Origin of the sequence: Salinicola halimionae, assembly GCF_003206065.1 — a bacterium.
In the GTDB taxonomy this organism is placed as follows: Bacteria; Pseudomonadota; Gammaproteobacteria; order Pseudomonadales; family Halomonadaceae; genus Salinicola; species Salinicola halimionae.
In genome coordinates this window covers 1,192,206-1,208,269 of record NZ_PZJQ01000004.1, presented here as the reverse complement: position 1 = coordinate 1,208,269, position 16,064 = coordinate 1,192,206, and the positions used below count along the sequence as shown (strand labels likewise).

19 protein-coding genes are annotated in these 16,064 nt (G+C 60.0%); 9 read left to right on the top strand and 10 right to left on the bottom strand.

Going from position 1 to position 16,064, the window contains the following annotated elements; all coding sequences use genetic code 11:
• Positions 1-27 precede the first annotated feature (27 nt).
• From wrbA to pdxH, 4 genes are all read left to right on the top strand, one after another.
• Positions 28-672, top strand: coding sequence for an NAD(P)H:quinone oxidoreductase (gene wrbA / locus DOM27_RS11275; protein WP_110656077.1), 645 nt, complete (start codon positions 28-30; stop codon positions 670-672).
• Positions 669-1,055 carry a DUF2069 domain-containing protein gene (locus DOM27_RS11270; RefSeq protein WP_110656076.1) on the top strand — a complete coding sequence of 129 codons (387 nt, stop codon included), beginning with the start codon at positions 669-671 and terminating at the stop codon, positions 1,053-1,055. The genes wrbA and DOM27_RS11270 overlap by 4 nt, the downstream gene beginning before the upstream one ends.
• A 41-nt stretch (positions 1,056-1,096) precedes the next feature.
• Positions 1,097-2,302 (top strand): hypothetical protein, encoded by a 1,206-nt coding sequence (locus tag DOM27_RS11265; protein WP_245392680.1) that lies wholly within the window; start codon positions 1,097-1,099, stop codon positions 2,300-2,302.
• 148 nt (positions 2,303-2,450) lie between these two features.
• The gene (gene pdxH, locus DOM27_RS11260; RefSeq protein WP_110656452.1) at positions 2,451-3,101 is read left to right on the top strand and encodes a pyridoxamine 5'-phosphate oxidase; all 651 of its coding nucleotides are present in this window, start codon (positions 2,451-2,453) and stop codon (positions 3,099-3,101) included.
• Positions 3,102-3,210: 109 nt separating this feature from the next.
• Here pdxH and DOM27_RS11255 read toward each other — a convergent pair whose 3' ends face one another.
• The 4 genes from DOM27_RS11255 to DOM27_RS11240 all read right to left on the bottom strand — a co-directional run bounded on the left by DOM27_RS11255 (position 3,211) and on the right by DOM27_RS11240 (position 9,210).
• Positions 3,211-4,095, bottom strand: a complete 885-nt coding sequence (locus tag DOM27_RS11255) for a glycine betaine ABC transporter substrate-binding protein (protein ID WP_110656075.1) — start codon at positions 4,093-4,095, stop codon at positions 3,211-3,213.
• Between the two features lie 93 nt (positions 4,096-4,188).
• Positions 4,189-5,031, bottom strand: a complete 843-nt coding sequence (locus DOM27_RS11250) for an ABC transporter permease (protein ID WP_110656074.1) — start codon at positions 5,029-5,031, stop codon at positions 4,189-4,191.
• Positions 5,031-6,233, bottom strand: coding sequence for a quaternary amine ABC transporter ATP-binding protein (locus tag DOM27_RS11245; RefSeq protein WP_110656073.1), 1,203 nt, complete (start codon positions 6,231-6,233; stop codon positions 5,031-5,033). Before DOM27_RS11245 ends, DOM27_RS11250 begins: the two co-directional genes overlap by 1 nt.
• 184 nt (positions 6,234-6,417) lie before the next feature.
• Positions 6,418-9,210: a bifunctional acetate--CoA ligase family protein/GNAT family N-acetyltransferase gene (locus DOM27_RS11240; protein WP_110656072.1), complete on the bottom strand. Its 2,793-nt coding sequence runs from the start codon at positions 9,208-9,210 to the stop codon at positions 6,418-6,420.
• A 153-nt stretch (positions 9,211-9,363) separates the two neighbouring features.
• Here DOM27_RS11240 and DOM27_RS11235 point away from each other — a divergent pair, with 153 nt between their 5' ends.
• The 5 genes from DOM27_RS11235 to DOM27_RS11215 all read left to right on the top strand — a co-directional run bounded on the left by DOM27_RS11235 (position 9,364) and on the right by DOM27_RS11215 (position 13,238).
• Entirely contained in the window at positions 9,364-10,299 is a 936-nt protein-coding gene (locus tag DOM27_RS11235) for a histone deacetylase family protein (RefSeq protein WP_110656071.1), read from the top strand.
• Between the two features lie 122 nt (positions 10,300-10,421).
• A complete protein-coding gene (locus DOM27_RS11230; protein WP_110656070.1) occupies positions 10,422-11,054 on the top strand; it encodes a helix-turn-helix domain-containing protein in 633 nt (210 codons plus the stop codon).
• Positions 11,055-11,150: 96 nt separating this feature from the next.
• Positions 11,151-11,486 (top strand): DUF1244 domain-containing protein, encoded by a 336-nt coding sequence (locus tag DOM27_RS11225; protein WP_110656069.1) that lies wholly within the window; start codon positions 11,151-11,153, stop codon positions 11,484-11,486.
• Positions 11,483-12,013: a molybdenum cofactor biosynthesis protein B gene (gene moaB, locus DOM27_RS11220; RefSeq protein ID WP_110656068.1), complete on the top strand. Its 531-nt coding sequence runs from the start codon at positions 11,483-11,485 to the stop codon at positions 12,011-12,013. The genes DOM27_RS11225 and moaB overlap by 4 nt, the downstream gene beginning before the upstream one ends.
• Positions 12,014-12,050: 37 nt before the next feature.
• Complete coding sequence (locus DOM27_RS11215) at positions 12,051-13,238, top strand: molybdopterin molybdotransferase MoeA (RefSeq protein ID WP_110656067.1); 1,188 nt, start codon at positions 12,051-12,053, stop codon at positions 13,236-13,238.
• Positions 13,239-13,293: 55 nt separating this feature from the next.
• Here the strand turns inward: DOM27_RS11215 and DOM27_RS11210 are convergent, their stop codons facing one another.
• The 6 genes from DOM27_RS11210 to DOM27_RS11185 all read right to left on the bottom strand — a co-directional run bounded on the left by DOM27_RS11210 (position 13,294) and on the right by DOM27_RS11185 (position 16,019).
• Positions 13,294-13,842 (bottom strand): acyl carrier protein phosphodiesterase, encoded by a 549-nt coding sequence (locus DOM27_RS11210; RefSeq protein WP_110656066.1) that lies wholly within the window; start codon positions 13,840-13,842, stop codon positions 13,294-13,296.
• A gap of 26 nt (positions 13,843-13,868) precedes the next feature.
• On the bottom strand, positions 13,869-14,219 hold the full coding sequence (locus tag DOM27_RS11205) for a TusE/DsrC/DsvC family sulfur relay protein (RefSeq protein ID WP_110656065.1): 351 nt from the start codon (positions 14,217-14,219) through the stop codon (positions 13,869-13,871).
• A complete protein-coding gene (tusB, locus tag DOM27_RS11200) occupies positions 14,219-14,509 on the bottom strand; it encodes a sulfurtransferase complex subunit TusB (RefSeq protein WP_110656064.1) in 291 nt (96 codons plus the stop codon). The genes DOM27_RS11205 and tusB overlap by 1 nt, the downstream gene beginning before the upstream one ends.
• A gap of 16 nt (positions 14,510-14,525) precedes the next feature.
• On the bottom strand, positions 14,526-14,912 hold the full coding sequence (gene tusC / locus DOM27_RS11195) for a sulfurtransferase complex subunit TusC (protein WP_110656063.1): 387 nt from the start codon (positions 14,910-14,912) through the stop codon (positions 14,526-14,528).
• On the bottom strand, positions 14,909-15,301 hold the full coding sequence (gene tusD / locus DOM27_RS11190) for a sulfurtransferase complex subunit TusD (RefSeq protein WP_110656451.1): 393 nt from the start codon (positions 15,299-15,301) through the stop codon (positions 14,909-14,911). Before tusD ends, tusC begins: the two co-directional genes overlap by 4 nt.
• Before the next feature lie 304 nt (positions 15,302-15,605).
• On the bottom strand, positions 15,606-16,019 hold the full coding sequence (locus DOM27_RS11185) for a 3-phosphoshikimate 1-carboxyvinyltransferase (protein ID WP_223162321.1): 414 nt from the start codon (positions 16,017-16,019) through the stop codon (positions 15,606-15,608).
• Positions 16,020-16,064 lie beyond the last annotated feature (45 nt).

Below are 16,064 nucleotides of genomic sequence, written 5' to 3'. Positions count from 1 at the left end.
TACCACCAGTGCGCTCGAGGGAAATTCATGACTGATCGTACCGCCCCCAACGGCTCGGCCGTGCCTTACGTTCTCGTTCTCTACTACTCACGGCAGGGAGCAACGAAAACGCTCGCGGAGCAGTTGGCCGCGGGCATCGAGAGTGTCTCAGGCATCGATGCCCGGCTTCGCACCGTGCCGCCGGTTTCTCCGGTCTGCGAAGCGACGGCGCCGGAGATCCCCGACGAGGGGGCCATTTACGTCGACGAGGACGATCTGCGCCACTGCTCGGGCCTGGCGTTGGGCAGTCCGACGCGATTCGGCAACATGGCCGCGCCACTCAAGTACTTTCTCGATACCACGAGTGGACTTTGGATGAACGGCGCACTCGTAGATCGGCCGGCCACCGCCTTCACGTCGACAGCCAGCCTGCATGGCGGTCAGGAAAGCACCTTGCTGACCATGCTCATTCCGCTGCTGCATCACGGCATGGTCTATGCCGGTGTGCCATATAGCGAAACGACGCTGTTGAGTACGCAAAGCGGCGGCACGCCCTACGGTACCAGCCACCTGGCCGGACCCAATGCGGACCGAGAAGTCGATGCTGATGAGCGACGTCTGGCCACGGCCCAAGGGCGTCGTCTTGCCGAGCTCGCTGTGGCGCTCGAATCGATGCGGGCGTTGCGCTCATGAACGGACTATCATCCCAGCCGGCTGACGCCACGGCTCTGAATAGCGCCCGCCGCGCGGTCTGGATTGCCTACCTGGCGCTGCTGGCTCTGCTGGTCGCCAGCGGTATCTGGCATTACGTGCAGCAGCATGCTCAGGCGGCGGCGCTACTGGTAAGAATCCTGCCGCTGGTACTGTTTCTGCCGACACTGCTGATGCAGCGACGCCGTGGCCATATCTGGTTGACGGCACTAGGCGTGCTCTACGTCGTTCAAGGCCTCATGATCGTCGCCAAAGGCGGTGGCTCGGTACTGGTCGGCGCCGAGATCCTGGCCGCCGCCGCCCTGGCGATCATGGCCTATCGGTACGTTCGCTTGCGCGGCCGGATCGATCGCCCCACCTCGTGAGGCCATCCAGTGTTCTGATCCTGGCCATGCTGGTGCTCAGCGTGGCCAGCAATCTCCTGGACTGGCCAATCTGGCCCGCGGCGATACTGGCCTGGCTGGCCACACTTCGGTTATTCCGGAAGCTGCCACGAACCTCGCGTCGCCAAGCCGGGACCCTATTCGGCGCCGGCCTGTTGCTGTGGACGGTAGCGCTGATACGCGGGACACCCTATCCGCTGCTGCATGCGCTGACCATCAACCAGTCACTACTGATGATGTTCGCCGGGGTCAGCTTTTTGACCATGGCGACGCCGCCAACCCAAGCCGATGATCAGCGGTCGGGCAGCATGCTTGGCACGATGCTGGGGGCGCATCTGTTCGGCGCGGCGATCAATCTTTCGGTGGTCTTCCTGTTTGGCGAGCGAATGCAGCACGAGGGCAGACTGACTCGTTCGCAGGCGCTCATCGTCGGACGTGGTTTTACCGCCGCCGCCGCCTGGTCGCCCTTTTTCGTCGCCATGGGAGTAGCCCTGACCTACGCGCCGGGGCTCGATTATCTCAGTCTGCTGCCCTGGGGCTTGTTGGCGGCGGCCCTCCTTCTGACGCTCAACTGGATCGACATCTGGAGATTGAACACCCCGTTCGTCGGCTATCCGATCGAAAAAAGCGCGCTGCTGATGCCTTGTATGTTGGCCATCGTGGTCATCGCGCTGCACCTATCCTGGCCCAATCTGTCCATTCCCCTGATCATTGCCATCGTTGCGCCGTTGTTCTCGTTTCTGCTGATGCCACGCGACAACCGGCGCGAGCGCATGCATCACCAGTTCACCCATGGGCTACAGCGACTGGCCCCACAGTTCGCGCTGTTCCTGGGCGCAGGCGTCATCTCTACGGGGTTAGCCGCACTACTGGCCAGTCTGCCTGATGGACTCGACCTGCCGATCGATCATTTCGGTCACTGGCAGGCCTGGTTTGCGCTGGGAACGATCGTGGTGATCTCTTTTACGGGCATCCATCCACTGATCGGTATCGCGACGCTGGCGCCGCTGATCGCCCCGCTGCATCCCGATCCTACCCTGCTCGGCATGCTGTTCCTGATGTGCTGGGCGCTGGGAACCGGCAGTAGTCCGCTGTCCGGTAGCAATCTGGCCATCTGCGTGCGCTACCAAATTGCCGTACGCGACATGCTGCGCTGGAACCTGCCCTATGCCCTGCTGGGCTGGTGCTGCTGCGGTCTGGTGCTGGCACTTCACGCCATGCTTGGTTAATGCCACGTTGAGCCGGAACGGTGATACGCCGGACCGGATTGATGACCGCAGCCAAGAATTGAGGCTAATGACTAAGATTCGAGGGGCATCATCACCCCCGCCGTCAGGCTACAATGATGACCATTCACAGCGTTCGCACGGAGAACAACTGATGAGCGACCTCGCCGGTATGCGACGGGACTACGAAGGCGAAGCCCTGGCGCCAGAGAATACCCCCGATACGCCACTTCCCTTGTTCGAGGATTGGCTGAACCAGGCCATCGAGATCGAAGGACTGGATGCCAACGCGATGACCTTGGCAACGGTCGACAGCGAGGGGCACCCCCACGCTCGCATCGTGTTGTTGAAAGGATTCGACCCGCAGGGCTTTCGCTTCTATACCAATTATCAAAGCCAGAAAGGCAGCGAACTCGCCCATGTACCCAACGCCGCGGTCGTGTTCTGGTGGCCAGGGCTACAGCGCCAGGTCCGCATTGAAGGCAGTGTCGAGAAAATCGACGTTCAGCAGTCGGACGAGTACTTTGCCAGCCGACCCCGCAAGAGCCAGCTAGCGGCTTGGGTCTCGCAGCAGAGCGTGGAAATTCCTGACCGAGACTGGATGCAGGAGCGGCTATCGCGATTCGAACAGGTGTACTCGGATCAAGAAGTCGAACGGCCGCCACACTGGGGCGGTTATCTTCTCGAACCGCTCGCGGTCGAGTTCTGGCAAGGTCAGCGCAGCCGACTCCATGATCGCGTACGCTACACGCGCCGGAGCAGCCAGGTGCTGGAGTGGCATCGCACTCGGCTGGCACCCTGAATCACGATAATGGTCGCCAGCTCTCGCTAAGACAATTTGCGCGATACCTGAACGCAGAAACGCCCGGCCATTCGACCGGGCGTTCTTTTGCCACTGACGCCACGCTGAGTTATTCGGCAGTGCCGTCAGTCCATTCAGCGACGACGTCGGGATGCTCGTCGACCCATTTCTTGGCGTTCTCGTAGGGATCCGAACCCTCTTCCTGGTTCATGAGCATGACTTCGCCCATCTGCTCCGGCGTCCAGTGAAAGTTATCCAGAATGGCGTAGGCTCCAGGCAACCTTTCCTTCAAGCCCTTGTGCACGACCGTATCGATGTGCTCGGCATCGCCATAGGCCTTCTTGGGATCGTCGAGATACTTGAGATCCCAGCGTGCGAACATCCAGTGCGGCGTCCAGCCGGTGACAACGATGTCTTCCTTGTTTTGGATCGCGCTAGCTAGTGCTGACGTCATGGCGGGGCCGCTGCTCGACTGCAGCTGCAGATTATCGATGCCATACGTCTCGATGGCACCTTCGGTCTGTGACATCAGACCCGCACCCGGATCGATCCCCACAATCTTGCCATCGAATTCGTCAGCATGGTCGTTCAGTTGATCGATCGAATCGATGTCGGTGTAAGTCGGTACTACCAGTCCAAGCTTGGTCCCCTCCAGGTTGGTTCCCAAGTCCTCGACGTCGCTCTTGACCTGCTTGTAGTAATCGCCATGAGTGGTAGGCAACCAGGCACACAGAATCGCGTCAGAATCACCGGTACCCACGGCCTGCCACATCACGGCGGCACCCAATGAGTCCATCTCGACATCATAGCCCTGCTGCTCGAGCACGGCACGAACGACATTGGTGGATGCTACCGTGGATGCCCACTCGACGTAGGCTAGCTTGATGGTTCCTTTGTCGTCCTGCGCCTGGGCGACCCCAGCGGTCATGCTGATGCCGGCTGCCATCATCAAGGCACCATAGCGAGCGGCTTGCGACATTACGTTGCGTGTCATCGACTTTCCCCTTCTTGTGGTTTGCGTACCGCAACTCATACTGCCGACGAGCCGCCGACAGCATCAGACTCTTGCTCTACTTTCTACCCATGCTCATTTCGTTTTCTTGCTACCGCTAAGAGACTGCGTCAAACGGTCCAGTAGCATCGCCATGATGACCACCGCGATACCGGCTTCAAAACCTTCGCCGGGACGCAACCGCTGGATAGCCCGCCAGACTTCGCTGCCCAGCCCGTTGGCGCCGATCATCGCCGCGATGACGACCATCGACAGCGCCAGCATGATGGTCTGGTTGATACCGCCCATCAGCGTTGGCAGCGACAGCGGCAACTGAACCTTGACCAGCTTCTGGCTACGTGTGGAGCCATACGCATCCGCCGCCTCGATCAGGTCTTTCGGCACCTGCCGAATCCCGAGCGTGGTGAAGCGGATCGCTGGCGGCATCGAAAAGATCACCGTGGCGAAGATGCCGGATACCGAGCCGATACCGAAAAACGGGATGGCCGGAATCAGGTAGACGAATGCCGGCATCGTCTGCATGAAATCGAGAATGGGCATGATCACCCGGTAGAAACGATCGGATATCGCCGCCAGAATCCCCAGCGGCAAGGCGATCACGATGGCGATCAACGTGGCGATGACGACCAGTGTCAATGTCTGGATCATTGGATCCCAAAGCCCGAGATTCCAGATCAAGCCCAGGCCCAGCAAGGCGCCAATCGCCAGACGACGGCCGCCGACTTTCCAGCACAGCAGCGCAACGAGCGCGATCACCGCCCATTCGGGCAGCCACATCAACCCATCGTTGAGCAAATTGATGCCAGCCTGCGTCCCTCGGGAAATCGCCCGGGTCACACCGGAGAACTCGGTGGTCAGAAAATCGAGTCCGGTCTCGATCCAGTCGCCCAGCGGAATTCTTGGAATATCGAAGTCCATCATTGTTCTCCCGTCTGCGCCAGTTGTTCGAGTACGGCACCCTTGACCACCACGCCGAGCAAGCGCTGCTCGTCATCGATGACCGCCACGGGGAAACTCTTGCCTTTGAACATCGGATAGAGCGTTGCCAGCGGTTCTTCCGGATTCACATGCGGGAAATCCGTTTCCAGCAGATCACGAATCGAATCCTTGCCGGCCTTTGCCGCTTCTTCGACGCCCTCCGCCTCCACGATTCCCAGCAACTTGCGCTCACGATCGACGACATAGATAGAATCCAGCGAGTTCTCGCTCATTTTGCGCAGCACGGTTCGCGGGCCGTCATCGTGACGTGCCGTGGCACGGACCGGGCGCATCACACGGCGCGCCGTAACGACTCGCGAGCGATCTACCCCTTCGGTGAAGCGCGCGACGTAATCATCGGCAGGCCGTGTCAGCACCTCTTCCGGGGTACCGATCTGCACGATTTCGCCATCCCGGAGCAGAATGATGCGGTCGCCGATGTTGAGCGCTTCGTCGAGATCGTGAGTGATGAAGATGGTGGTCTTCTTCATGCGATGCTGCAGCTCGATCAATTCCTGCTGCATGTCGCGTCGGATCAGCGGGTCGAGCGCGGAGAAAGCTTCGTCCATCAGCAGCACGCTGGAATCGTTGGCCAGAGCTCTGGCCAGTCCGACACGCTGCTGCATACCACCGGAAAGCTGATTGGGGTAGGCATGCTCCCAACCGTCGAGACCGACCTGCTTGAGCGAGTTCTTGGCTTTCTCAGCCCGTTCGGCCTTGGCAACGCCCCGAATTTCGAGTCCGTATTCGGCGTTCATCTGCACCGTACGATGCGGGAACAGCGCGAAGTTCTGGAATACCATCGAGAAATGCCGACGACGGCAATGCAGTAGCGCCTTGTCGTTGAGCTGGGGAATGTTCTCCCCGCCGATGATGATGTCGCCTTCTGTCGGTTCGATCAGTCGGTTCAGGCAACGAATCAGGGTCGACTTCCCGGAGCCGGAAAGCCCCATGATGACGAGAAGCTCACCTTCCCGGACGTCGAAGTTGATGTTGGAAAGACCGAGCGTCTGCCCGGTTTTCTCGAGGATCTGGGCGCGATTGAGACCCTCGTCACGCAACTTGAGCGCTTTCTTGGCGTCGTCGCCGAACACCTTGCTCAAGTTTCGCACTTGAATCTTGGTTTGCTGTGTCTCGGTCATGTCAGGCCTAGGTTGGCAAAGCAGAAGAAGTCCTTAACACCGCCGTTAAGACGGGTGTCGAACGGTATCTGTTAGTGTTGTTAGGTTTCGTATCATACGGTTTTATCAATAACCCTTCAAACGACAATATCCTATAATTGAATGGGCGTTCAATTTCCACCGCCGTTTTGCTTCCCCTCCACGCTCAATCCAGTGCCGTCTCCAGCCGATGGCGCTGCCATTCACTCTTGGGGTCGTTCAGCCGCAACGTGGCTTCGAGCACGCCCTCCTCGACATTGGTCCGCAGCCCGAACCCCAACCCTGCCAGCAGATGCCGCATCGGCAAATTGTCATTTAGCACCGTCCCTACCATCGCCAGCGTTCCTACCTGCCGACTGTAATCGATCATTTTCTGCATCAGGCAGCGCCCCAGGCCAACGCCGTGAAGATCGTCCCTGACGATGATCGAAAACTCGGTGCGTATATTGTCGGGATCGTTCCAGACCCGCACGACGCCAAGCATCTCTTCGCTGTCTGGCGCGCTGTCAGCCATCTCTGTACCACCCGTTCCCGTGTGATCGACCTCTTCACGCCGCCGCACCGCGATGAATGCCATCTGGCGGTCGTAATTGATCTGGCTCAGCTGGGCCAGATCCCGGACCGACAGCACTGCCTTGTGGTGAAAATAGCGATAGCGGATGCTTTGCTCGGAAAGGAATGTGTGGAAATGGGTGATCAACGGCGCGTCTTCACCGCGAATCGGACGGATTTCGACCTCCAAGCCCTTTAGCGCCACCGTTTCTCGCAGCTGTTCCGGATACGGCATGATGGCCTGGGTCGAAGGCTCTCCCAGGTCGAGCGCAAAATCCACCGCCATCAAGCCTTCCTGATTGAGCAGCAGCGGATTGATCTCGAGGCCCTTGAGTCGCGGTAGATCCGAAGCCAGCTGGGATAACTTGACCAGCAACCGGGAAACCCAGGCCACGGCGTCTTGCGGATCGTGACTGTGTTCACGAATCAACCGACCGGCTCGCGTACGATCGATCAACTCCTGCGCCAGACGCAGGTTGAGCGGCGGCAACGCTGTCTGTCGATCGGCCATGACGTCGATCTTGTATCCTCCGCTGCCGAAGACGATGACCGGTCCGAACTCCGCATCCCGAGTAATGCCGGCGCAGAGTTGCAGCGATCCCTTGCCGCGCTGCATGGTCTGCAGGCAGTAGCTGTAAATCGGACTATCCGGCAGCATCTCGCTGACATGCGACTCCAGCCGTACGACCGCGTCCACCACGCGCCCCGGCTGTTCCAGATCCTGAATCAACGAGGTCGCCGTCCGACGGGATTTCCCCCAGTAGCGAAACGGCTCACAGTTGTCCCGGTGAACGATTTTGACCGCCCATGGCCCCTGCAGCCGCTCGGTGGCGCGTTCCGCCTGTTCCAGGTCGAACACGTATTCGCTGGGCGCACACTCGATACCGTAGGCTGCCAGAACCTCTCCGGTCTCTTGATGGGTCAACCGGCCCCGCTGGCGTGCCAAGGCATCATCGACGAGCGCATGGCAGCGCTGGCGTATCTCGGCACTGGAGTCGAACGGCAACGACGGCGGGGTCTCCTGCAGCAGTCGCTGCACCTGGCGGTAGCGCACCAGATGCAGGAAAGCTCTCACGGCCTTTTCCGGTGACACGTAGCTGGGAATGCCAGCGCGGTTGCAGGCAGCGCGGGCATCGAGTGCTTCCTTCAGCCCCATCCAGCTCACCAGCAGTCGATGCCGGAATCGCTGGCGCGCCGCGACCAGCGCATTGGCGGTCTCCAGCGACGGTGCCAGGCGTGTCGGGGCGTGCAATACCAGAACTGCATCGACGTTAGCGTCCCGGGTCACGATCTCCAGCGCCCGGAGATAGTCATCCGGCGTAGCCCTGCCCCCGAGATCGACCGGATTGCGCCCCGGCCGGCTGATATCCAGCTTCTGCGTAATCAATGCCTGGGCAGATGTTTCACTGAGCTCGGCCAACAGACCGCCGCCATCGATCAACTTGTCGATCGCCAGCAACGCCGGGCCCACGCCGTTGGAAACGATCGCCAGACGATCACCTTTGGGTGGCTTGAATCTCGATAGCGTTTCCAGCGCATCGAACAGCTCGTCGGAATCCGCGACCCGCACCACACCGGCACGAGCCAAGGCCGCATCGACGATCCCGTCACGGCGTTCGATTCCGGCAGTCGCCGGCACCGGACTCAGCGTCGCTTCAGGAGTACGCCCGCTCTTGATCGCCAGCACCAGTCGGTTGCGCGACGACTCGCGTAGCGCCGTCATGAAGTGACGCGCGTTGCGGATATCTTCCAGATGCAGCAACAAGGCACGGCAACGACCGGACTGGTTCAGATAGTCGATGACATCCGGCAGTTGAACGTCGAGGCTATCGCCCAGCGTCACGAGATGCGAAAAACCGATCTCGCGCCCGGCGGCCCAGTCGATCATGGCGTTGCCCAGCATGCCAGACTGCCCCAAATAGGCGACGCTGCCATCGGCGATCGGCTGGCTGGCATAGGTCGCGTTGAGGCGCTGGGAAGGAACGGCAACGCCGAGACACTCGGGGCCCAGTACACGCATGCCGGAACGTAGAGTCGCCCGTTGCAAGCGACGACGCAGCGTGGCGCCAGCTTTCGAGTCGGGGTCGAGCGACGCCCCGCCCGAGACGATCAGCGCCGCGCGGACCTGCTTGTCGCCCAACCGCTCCAGCACGTCGGGTACGCTTTCCAGCGGTGAACAGACCACTGCCAGGTCCGGTATCTCGGGGAGATCGGCAATACGTCGGAAGCAGGTCACGCCATGAACCTCCTTGTAGCCCCGCGGATTGACCGCCCATAGCGGGCCGGGGAATTCCGCCTGGAGCAAATTCTGCAGCACCATCCCCCCGATGGATTCGGGTTTGGGGGAGGCTCCGATCACCACCAGGGAACGAGGAGCAAAAAATCGGCGCAAAAACTGCGTGGCCACAATGGACCTCACGACGTCGGCTATGAAGATTTCAACCCTACACGGTCAGACCGCCGAGGTTTAGCTCATAGACCAAAGTCGATGCGTGGCGGTGTGACGCCGCCGCCGCTCTGGCTCAGAATGTAGCGACCTCGAACCGGCCGGCGAGTCTCAATGATCACTTCGTATCTCACGCATCCCGATATCGCGCTGCACGACATGGGCTCTCATCATCCCGAGTCGCCGATGCGTCTCGAAGTCATTCGCGCCAGACTCATGCTGAGTGGCTTGCTCCAGCAGACCATGCAGTCCGAGCCCGGCCCGGCAACGAGGCTCCAGTTGGAGCGCGTGCATGCGCCAGACTACCTCAGTGCACTGGACGCGCAGCGGCCGCAAAGCGGCCTCCAGCAGCTCGATAGCGACACTCGGATGGGGCCCCATTCACTGGAGGCGGCGTCACTAGGCGCCGGGGCTGCCATCCGCGGCGTCGATCTTGTCTGCGGCGACCGCGCCGATAATGTTTTCTGCGCCGTTCGGCCCCCCGGGCATCACGCCGAACGAGCATTGGCGATGGGCTTTTGCTTCTATAACAACATCTCGGTGGCGGCGGCTCACGCTCGCGCCGTCCATGGCATCGAGCGCATCGCCATCCTCGATTTCGATGTCCACCAGGGCAATGGCACGGTGGACATCTTTCACGATGATCCGGCGATCCTGGTCTGCAGTAGCTATCAGGAGGCGTTCTACCCTTGGCGCTATCTGACTGGAGACTGGCCCAATATCGTCAATACGCCGTTGGCTGCCGGCACCGGTAGCCTCGATTTCCGGAAGGCAGTCGAGCGAGAATGGCTGACGGCGCTAGAGCGACATCGGCCCCAACTGGTACTGCTCTCCAGCGGCTTCGATGCCCATCGGGACGATCCATTGGGGCAATTGGCGCTCGATCACGAGGATTTCTACTGGATTACCACACTGGCCATGGACATCGCGCGTCGACATGCCGGCGGCAAGCTGGTCTCGGTGCTGGAAGGCGGCTACCACCTGAAAACCTTGCCTTTGAGTGTCGAAGCGCACCTGACCGCGCTACTAGGTCAGCCGTATTCGCCCTGAGGTTCCCGCCAGGTCGGTTTCAGCGCAGAGTCCGTTTGCCTCGCTGTGATATTCTTGCGCACTGCGTTATGACTGCTGCGCTACACAACTGATGACTTTTCACGATCCTGATAGAGATTTCCATGGCTGCCAGTAATGATCAGGATGCCGCGCTGCGCATCGCCGCCGGGCGCAAGGCCTTCGTCGAACCCCTGCGCCTGGGCGAGCGGCTCAAGGAAATACGGCTTTCGAATCAGTGGACGCTGGGCGATGTCAGCACCCGCACCGGACTGGCCCGCTCGACGCTGTCCAAGATCGAAAACAACCAGATTTCACCGACGTTCACCGCCGTTCAGAAACTGATCGCCGGCCTGGGCATCGATCTGCCACAGCTGCTCAAACCCACCAAGCCCAAACGCCAATCCAGCGGGCGTCGAGATCTCACGCCCCGCGGCGATGGCAAGCAGCATCCCACGCCGACCTATGAGCACGAGCTGCTGTCATATCAGCTTGCGCAGAAGCGGATGATCCCGTTCAAGACGATCGTGCGCGCGCGTCGTTTCGAGGAGTTTCAGGAGTGGGTTCGCCATGATGGCGAGGAATTTCTGATGATTCTCGAGGGGGAGATTCTGATCTACTCCGAATTCTACGAGCCGCTAGCGATGACCGCCGGAGATTCGCTGTACTTTGACAGCGATATGGGCCATGCCCTGGTATCCACCAGCGACGACGATGCCGTGGTGCTGTCGGTCTGCACGCCCGGCGACAGCGAATAGCGATTCGTCGTCTATTCTCACATCACGCGCTGGCATCGAACGCTCAACATCAGCGCTGGTATCGAACTTTCCACCTCCGCGACGCCGGGAGCCGTTATGCATCACCTCGATGAACAGACCCGCACCGAACTCGAAGCCGCCGCCTTCCGGCGTCTACTCCGCCATCTGGATGACAACAAGGACGTCCAGAACATCGACCTGATGATCCTTGCCGATTTCTGTCGCAACTGCCTCTCCAAATGGCTGGTCAGTGCGGCCGAGACGCGCGGTACCGAACTGGATTACGAAAATGCGCGCGAGTATGTCTACGGCATGCCCTACTCCGAATGGAAGGCGCACTATCAGGCTCCGGCCAGCGACGAGCAGCTCGCCGCACTGGAAGCCCGCCAAGCGCGCAAAGCGGCAACTGAAAACGGCAAGGGGGAATCATGAGCGAATCGGCCATGATCCCGCTGTCGATCGCCGTATTGACGATCTCCGACACTCGTGACGAGAGCAGCGACCGCTCCGGCCAGACGCTCGTCGAGCACCTGGAAAGCGCCGGCCATCGTATGGTCGAGAAACGCATCGTGCCGGACGATATCTACCAGATCCGTGCGGTGGTCGCGGGATGGATCGCCGATGCCGACGTACAGGTAATCCTGACCACCGGCGGCACGGGTTTCACCGGGCGCGACTCCACGCCGGAGGCCATTGCCCCGCTGCTCGACAAGCACATCGAGGGCTTTGGCGAACTATTTCGTCAGCTATCGTTCGAGGAGATCGGTAGCTCCACCATCCAGAGCCGCTGTCTGGGCGGGCTATCCAACGCCACCGTGATCTTCTGTCTCCCGGGCTCGACCGGCGCCTGCCGCACCGGTTGGAATCGTATCCTCAAGGAGCAGCTGGACAGCCGACACCGGCCCTGCAACTTTGCCAATCTGGTGATTCCCGAGCGAGGCACGCAACTCCATGGCTGAGCGATCCGCAACCGAGCAACCAAGCGCCAAAGAACCAATGAGCGAGCTCCAGAGCGTCGAGCAGGCCGTGTATGCGCTGCTTCACGGCGTCGAGCGTCTCGAGGGTGAAGTCATCGATTGTATCGATGCCGATGACCGCGTGCTCGCGGAGGACGTGCTGGCTACCATCGATGTACCACCGGCCGACAACAGCGCCATGGATGGCTATGCGCTGGCCAGCGAAGATAGCGGCAAGCGTCTACCGATCTCTCAGCGCATACCCGCCGGCCACCCTGCAAAGCCACTTACACCGGGCACTTGCGCCCGCATTTTCACGGGCAGTGAAATTCCGCTCGGCGCCGACTGCGTGGCGATCCAGGAGAACGTCGAGCTGGATGGCGACGTAGCGCTGATCCCGGCCACCCAGCCCGGTCAGAACGTGCGTCTACGAGGCCTCGATGTCAGCGCCGGCGACCCGTTGCTAGAGACCGGTACTCGCCTCGGCGCTGCAGCATTGGGATTGCTCGCGGGGCAAGGGTTGTCGACGGTCAACGTGGTTCGACGCCCGAAAGTGGCGTTGCTGTTGACCGGTGACGAAATTATCGAGCCCGGCCAGGTTCTGTCTCGTGGCCAGATCTACAACAGCAACGGCCCGATGCTGGCGACGCTGATTCGCCGCTTCGGCGGTGACCTGGTCAGCCAAGTCAAGGTGGCCGACGACTTCGACACCACATTGGGGCGACTGCGGGAAGCCGCGGCTCAAGCCGACGTCATCGTGACGACTGGCGGCGTCAGTGTCGGCGAGGAAGACCACGTCAAACCCGCCCTCGAGCAGCTCGGCGAGCTCTCGCTATGGCGTCTGGCGATGCGCCCGGGTAAGCCGTTGGCATTGGGGACGATCGGTGACGCACGGCTGGTGGGCTTGCCCGGCAATCCGGTATCGAGTTACGTGGGAGCCTGGCTCTACCTTCGTCCCCTGTTGGGCACATTACAGGGCTGCGACGAACGGCAAACGCTTCCGGTAATCAATGCCGAAGCACGGTTCGAGACCCGCACTCAAGGGAGACGTCATTACATGCGCGCCAATCTCGAGTTTCAGGGAGAGCGCATCGTGGCGAGCGTCTATCCCGAGCAGAGTTCGGCGGTATTGACCTCCTGCGCCGCTACCAATGCGTTCGCGGTGATCCCGGCCGATACTCATATCCGTCCCGGTGATCGCGTCGACTGTCTCTGGCTTCAGGGGTGATGGCTGGAAAGCCGATTCGAGGGTGCCATGTCTTACCGACACCGACCGCATTGGCTCACTCACTGAAGTGATGTTTCATATCGGGCCATAATGTAACGAAGGCGGTTTCGAGGTTGGTGTACTCGTCGCGTAGCCAAGGTGTCAGCGCCGCAAGCTGATTCGGCCCGCGCAGGCGTTGGCCGATACCGGCGATGGCACGGCAGGTAAAGTCGAAGTCCGCATAACGCTGCAACCAGTCACCGTCGATCATCGCCGGCACCATCCCTGCCAGTCTCGCTGGGGCTCGGCGCTCGCCGAGGACGCTATAGCAGCGTTCGACCAGCGTCGCATCCGGATAGCGGCTGGCCAGGAAATGATCCCATACCAGATCCAGCGCGATACCGGTATAACGTCGCTGTTCTTTCGGCGCCATCTGCAACAACCGCAGGACTTCAGCGTGGTGATCGATGGCGGCATCGACCCGACGATGATGCCGAATACCCGAGGCGACCCCCGAGGGCCACGATTCGAGATTCGCCCCTTTGACACCATCGGCGATCAGATTGCCGTAGAGGAAATCGTCACTGCCATGACGCGAAAGCCAGGCATGGGCGAGAAAGTTCATGACGGGGATTCTGAGAGGATCATGAACTAGAGACAGTTGGTCGGCTTGGGCAAGCCGGCCAACCGAGCGCCGACCTTGGCCGGACTCTCGGGGAAGAGTTGCATCAGATAGATCGAACTGCCCTTCTCCGCGCCCAGCGACTGCTTTACGGCTTTGACCAATGGGCGCATGGCCGGCGCTGCCTCGAAGCGCTGGTAAAAATCACGCAACACCTCGATCACTTCCCAATGAGCGGGGGTCAGATCCCGACCGTCGTCCGCCGCCAACGCCTCGGCGACGCGCTCCGACCAGTCATCCAGCGTCACCAGATAGCCTTCCGGGTCCAGCGCGATGGGCTGGCCTTCCACCATCAAAGTTCTTGCCGTTGTCGTTGCCATCAGAACCAACTCACGCAGCGTTCATGGGTTTCCGTCAAGGCCAAGAACCCTTTCATATCCACCACGGTAATGGCCGGGCTCACTCGCCCAGCCAGTCCGCGAGATACGAGATCCTCTTCGAGCACCGAAACCCGCCCTCCGAATGCCTCGATCACACCACTGGCAGCAGGCAGCGCCGCATAGCAGGCATCTTCGATCAGGAGTAGCTGGTCATCCGCGCCAAAAGCCTCGCCCAGGTCTCGATAGACGGCCGTCGACTGCGGAGATCGGTTAAGCAAATGCAGTTGCATGGAATGCGTTCCGGACTCAGAAAATCAGTGTGTGGGGTTGAACCTGCATTAGTTCTGCCACCGCTTCGGCGCCCAAGGGCTTCACCGGCAACATCAAGTCGTCTATCGACAGGCCACGTTCGGAAAGCGCCGCTGCGCTGACCCATAACGACTCGATATCGTACATCTCCAGCATCGCCAGCTGCGGATGGGTGCCCTTCTGGCCCAGTGCACCGGCCTGCTGACCTTCTAACAGCGCATAGACGCCATCGCCCTGGAACAGCAGACCCACACGCTGGCCGAACGCTGCCGCGACCAGCGCGACGTCGATTCCTTCGCGTAGCCAATGGCTGCCATGGGGCGGATGGCGCAGAACGACCATCAGATCCTGAGGCTCGATGTCGGAAGCGCGAATATTCGTCATGGGGCAAACGTGATCAGTCGATCATTGTTGAGCATGGCATCGACCAATTGGCCAATACCGGTCAATTCAAATGGGGCTTCGACATTGTGCGATGCCAAACCATGACGATTGGCTTCATCGGTATTCAGCAGACCCCGACGCAAACCGGCCGCAATGCAGACCAACAGCTGTGTACCATGATCTTCGTGAAGTCGCTTCCAGCCTTCGGCAAGATGGATTTCGTCCTGCGGCGGCGACATCAGTGCGGAAGCATTGTGCACACCGTCATGATAGAAAAAGACGGCTGCCAGCCGATGTCCGCCCGTCACGATGGCATCCGCGAAGCGCAACGCCGAAAGCGCCGCCTGATGGCTATAGGGCGCGGCATGTACCAACAACGCGTAATTCAGCATGACAACCGCGGCTCCCGTTCGACCGGCCCGGAATGGTTGGGCAAACGACATGGTATCAAACGACGAAGCCTCAACGTAGTAGGGCTTGAAAAGCCCTGGAAATCTGAACAGACCGCTTGCGTTTACTCAGGCTATTCCGGATAGCCGTTTGAAGTGCACTATGATGCCAATCTGCGTCAATGAACTAAAGAACTGACACAGAAGCCACCATCGACTCCAGATTTTAGCGACGCAAATACGCAAGGGGTCGCATTAAGAAAAAAGCCGGCTTTGATAAACCGGCTTTTCAGACCATTATTCTTTAGCTCTTGAACCAGTCCCAAAGCCCGGTGGAATAGCCAGTTAATATATCGATGCCCAAGGCAGATTTAAGTAAATATAAAGCAAAAAATAGAAAACAGACTACAAAAGTGCAGGCCAACGCAATGAGAAAAAGCATTGAGAGCACCGCGATGAATTGCTCTGTTGCATTTAAACGGCGGCGGTTTTTACCCATTAAAAACACTAGGTAAAAACTAAATGGGATAAATGGTAACTTGATGGTAGAACGAACATCGATTGCGTGTACGCGACCACCACGGGCGCCAACAACCGAAGCCAGCGCGATGAGCTGCTCAGTGGTAAAACTGTTTGCGACAGCCGGTGACAGGCGCTTTAGCAGCGCCTGCATCGCCGGGTCGGAGTCAGGGTGGATGGTTGCCGGACGATTTTTCACCATATTGATCCTTAACCCTTAATCGCCTCTTAACCAGACACTTCA

What these genes read in the sequence shown, in the direction of transcription:
- wrbA (WP_110656077.1), top strand. Translation starts at nt 28, where the DNA reads ATGACTGATCGTACCGCCCCCAACGGCTCGGCCGTGCCTTACGTTCTC.
- DOM27_RS11270 (WP_110656076.1), top strand. Translation starts at nt 669, where the DNA reads ATGAACGGACTATCATCCCAGCCGGCTGACGCCACGGCTCTGAATAGC.
- DOM27_RS11255 (WP_110656075.1), bottom strand. Translation starts at nt 4,095, where the DNA reads ATGACACGCAACGTAATGTCGCAAGCCGCTCGCTATGGTGCCTTGATG.
- DOM27_RS11250 (WP_110656074.1), bottom strand. Translation starts at nt 5,031, where the DNA reads ATGGACTTCGATATTCCAAGAATTCCGCTGGGCGACTGGATCGAGACC.
- DOM27_RS11245 (WP_110656073.1), bottom strand. Translation starts at nt 6,233, where the DNA reads ATGACCGAGACACAGCAAACCAAGATTCAAGTGCGAAACTTGAGCAAG.
- DOM27_RS11235 (WP_110656071.1), top strand. Translation starts at nt 9,364, where the DNA reads ATGATCACTTCGTATCTCACGCATCCCGATATCGCGCTGCACGACATG.
- DOM27_RS11230 (WP_110656070.1), top strand. Translation starts at nt 10,422, where the DNA reads ATGGCTGCCAGTAATGATCAGGATGCCGCGCTGCGCATCGCCGCCGGG.
- DOM27_RS11225 (WP_110656069.1), top strand. Translation starts at nt 11,151, where the DNA reads ATGCATCACCTCGATGAACAGACCCGCACCGAACTCGAAGCCGCCGCC.
- moaB (WP_110656068.1), top strand. Translation starts at nt 11,483, where the DNA reads ATGAGCGAATCGGCCATGATCCCGCTGTCGATCGCCGTATTGACGATC.
- DOM27_RS11215 (WP_110656067.1), top strand. Translation starts at nt 12,051, where the DNA reads ATGAGCGAGCTCCAGAGCGTCGAGCAGGCCGTGTATGCGCTGCTTCAC.
- DOM27_RS11210 (WP_110656066.1), bottom strand. Translation starts at nt 13,842, where the DNA reads ATGAACTTTCTCGCCCATGCCTGGCTTTCGCGTCATGGCAGTGACGAT.
- DOM27_RS11205 (WP_110656065.1), bottom strand. Translation starts at nt 14,219, where the DNA reads ATGGCAACGACAACGGCAAGAACTTTGATGGTGGAAGGCCAGCCCATC.
- tusB (WP_110656064.1), bottom strand. Translation starts at nt 14,509, where the DNA reads ATGCAACTGCATTTGCTTAACCGATCTCCGCAGTCGACGGCCGTCTAT.
- tusC (WP_110656063.1), bottom strand. Translation starts at nt 14,912, where the DNA reads ATGACGAATATTCGCGCTTCCGACATCGAGCCTCAGGATCTGATGGTC.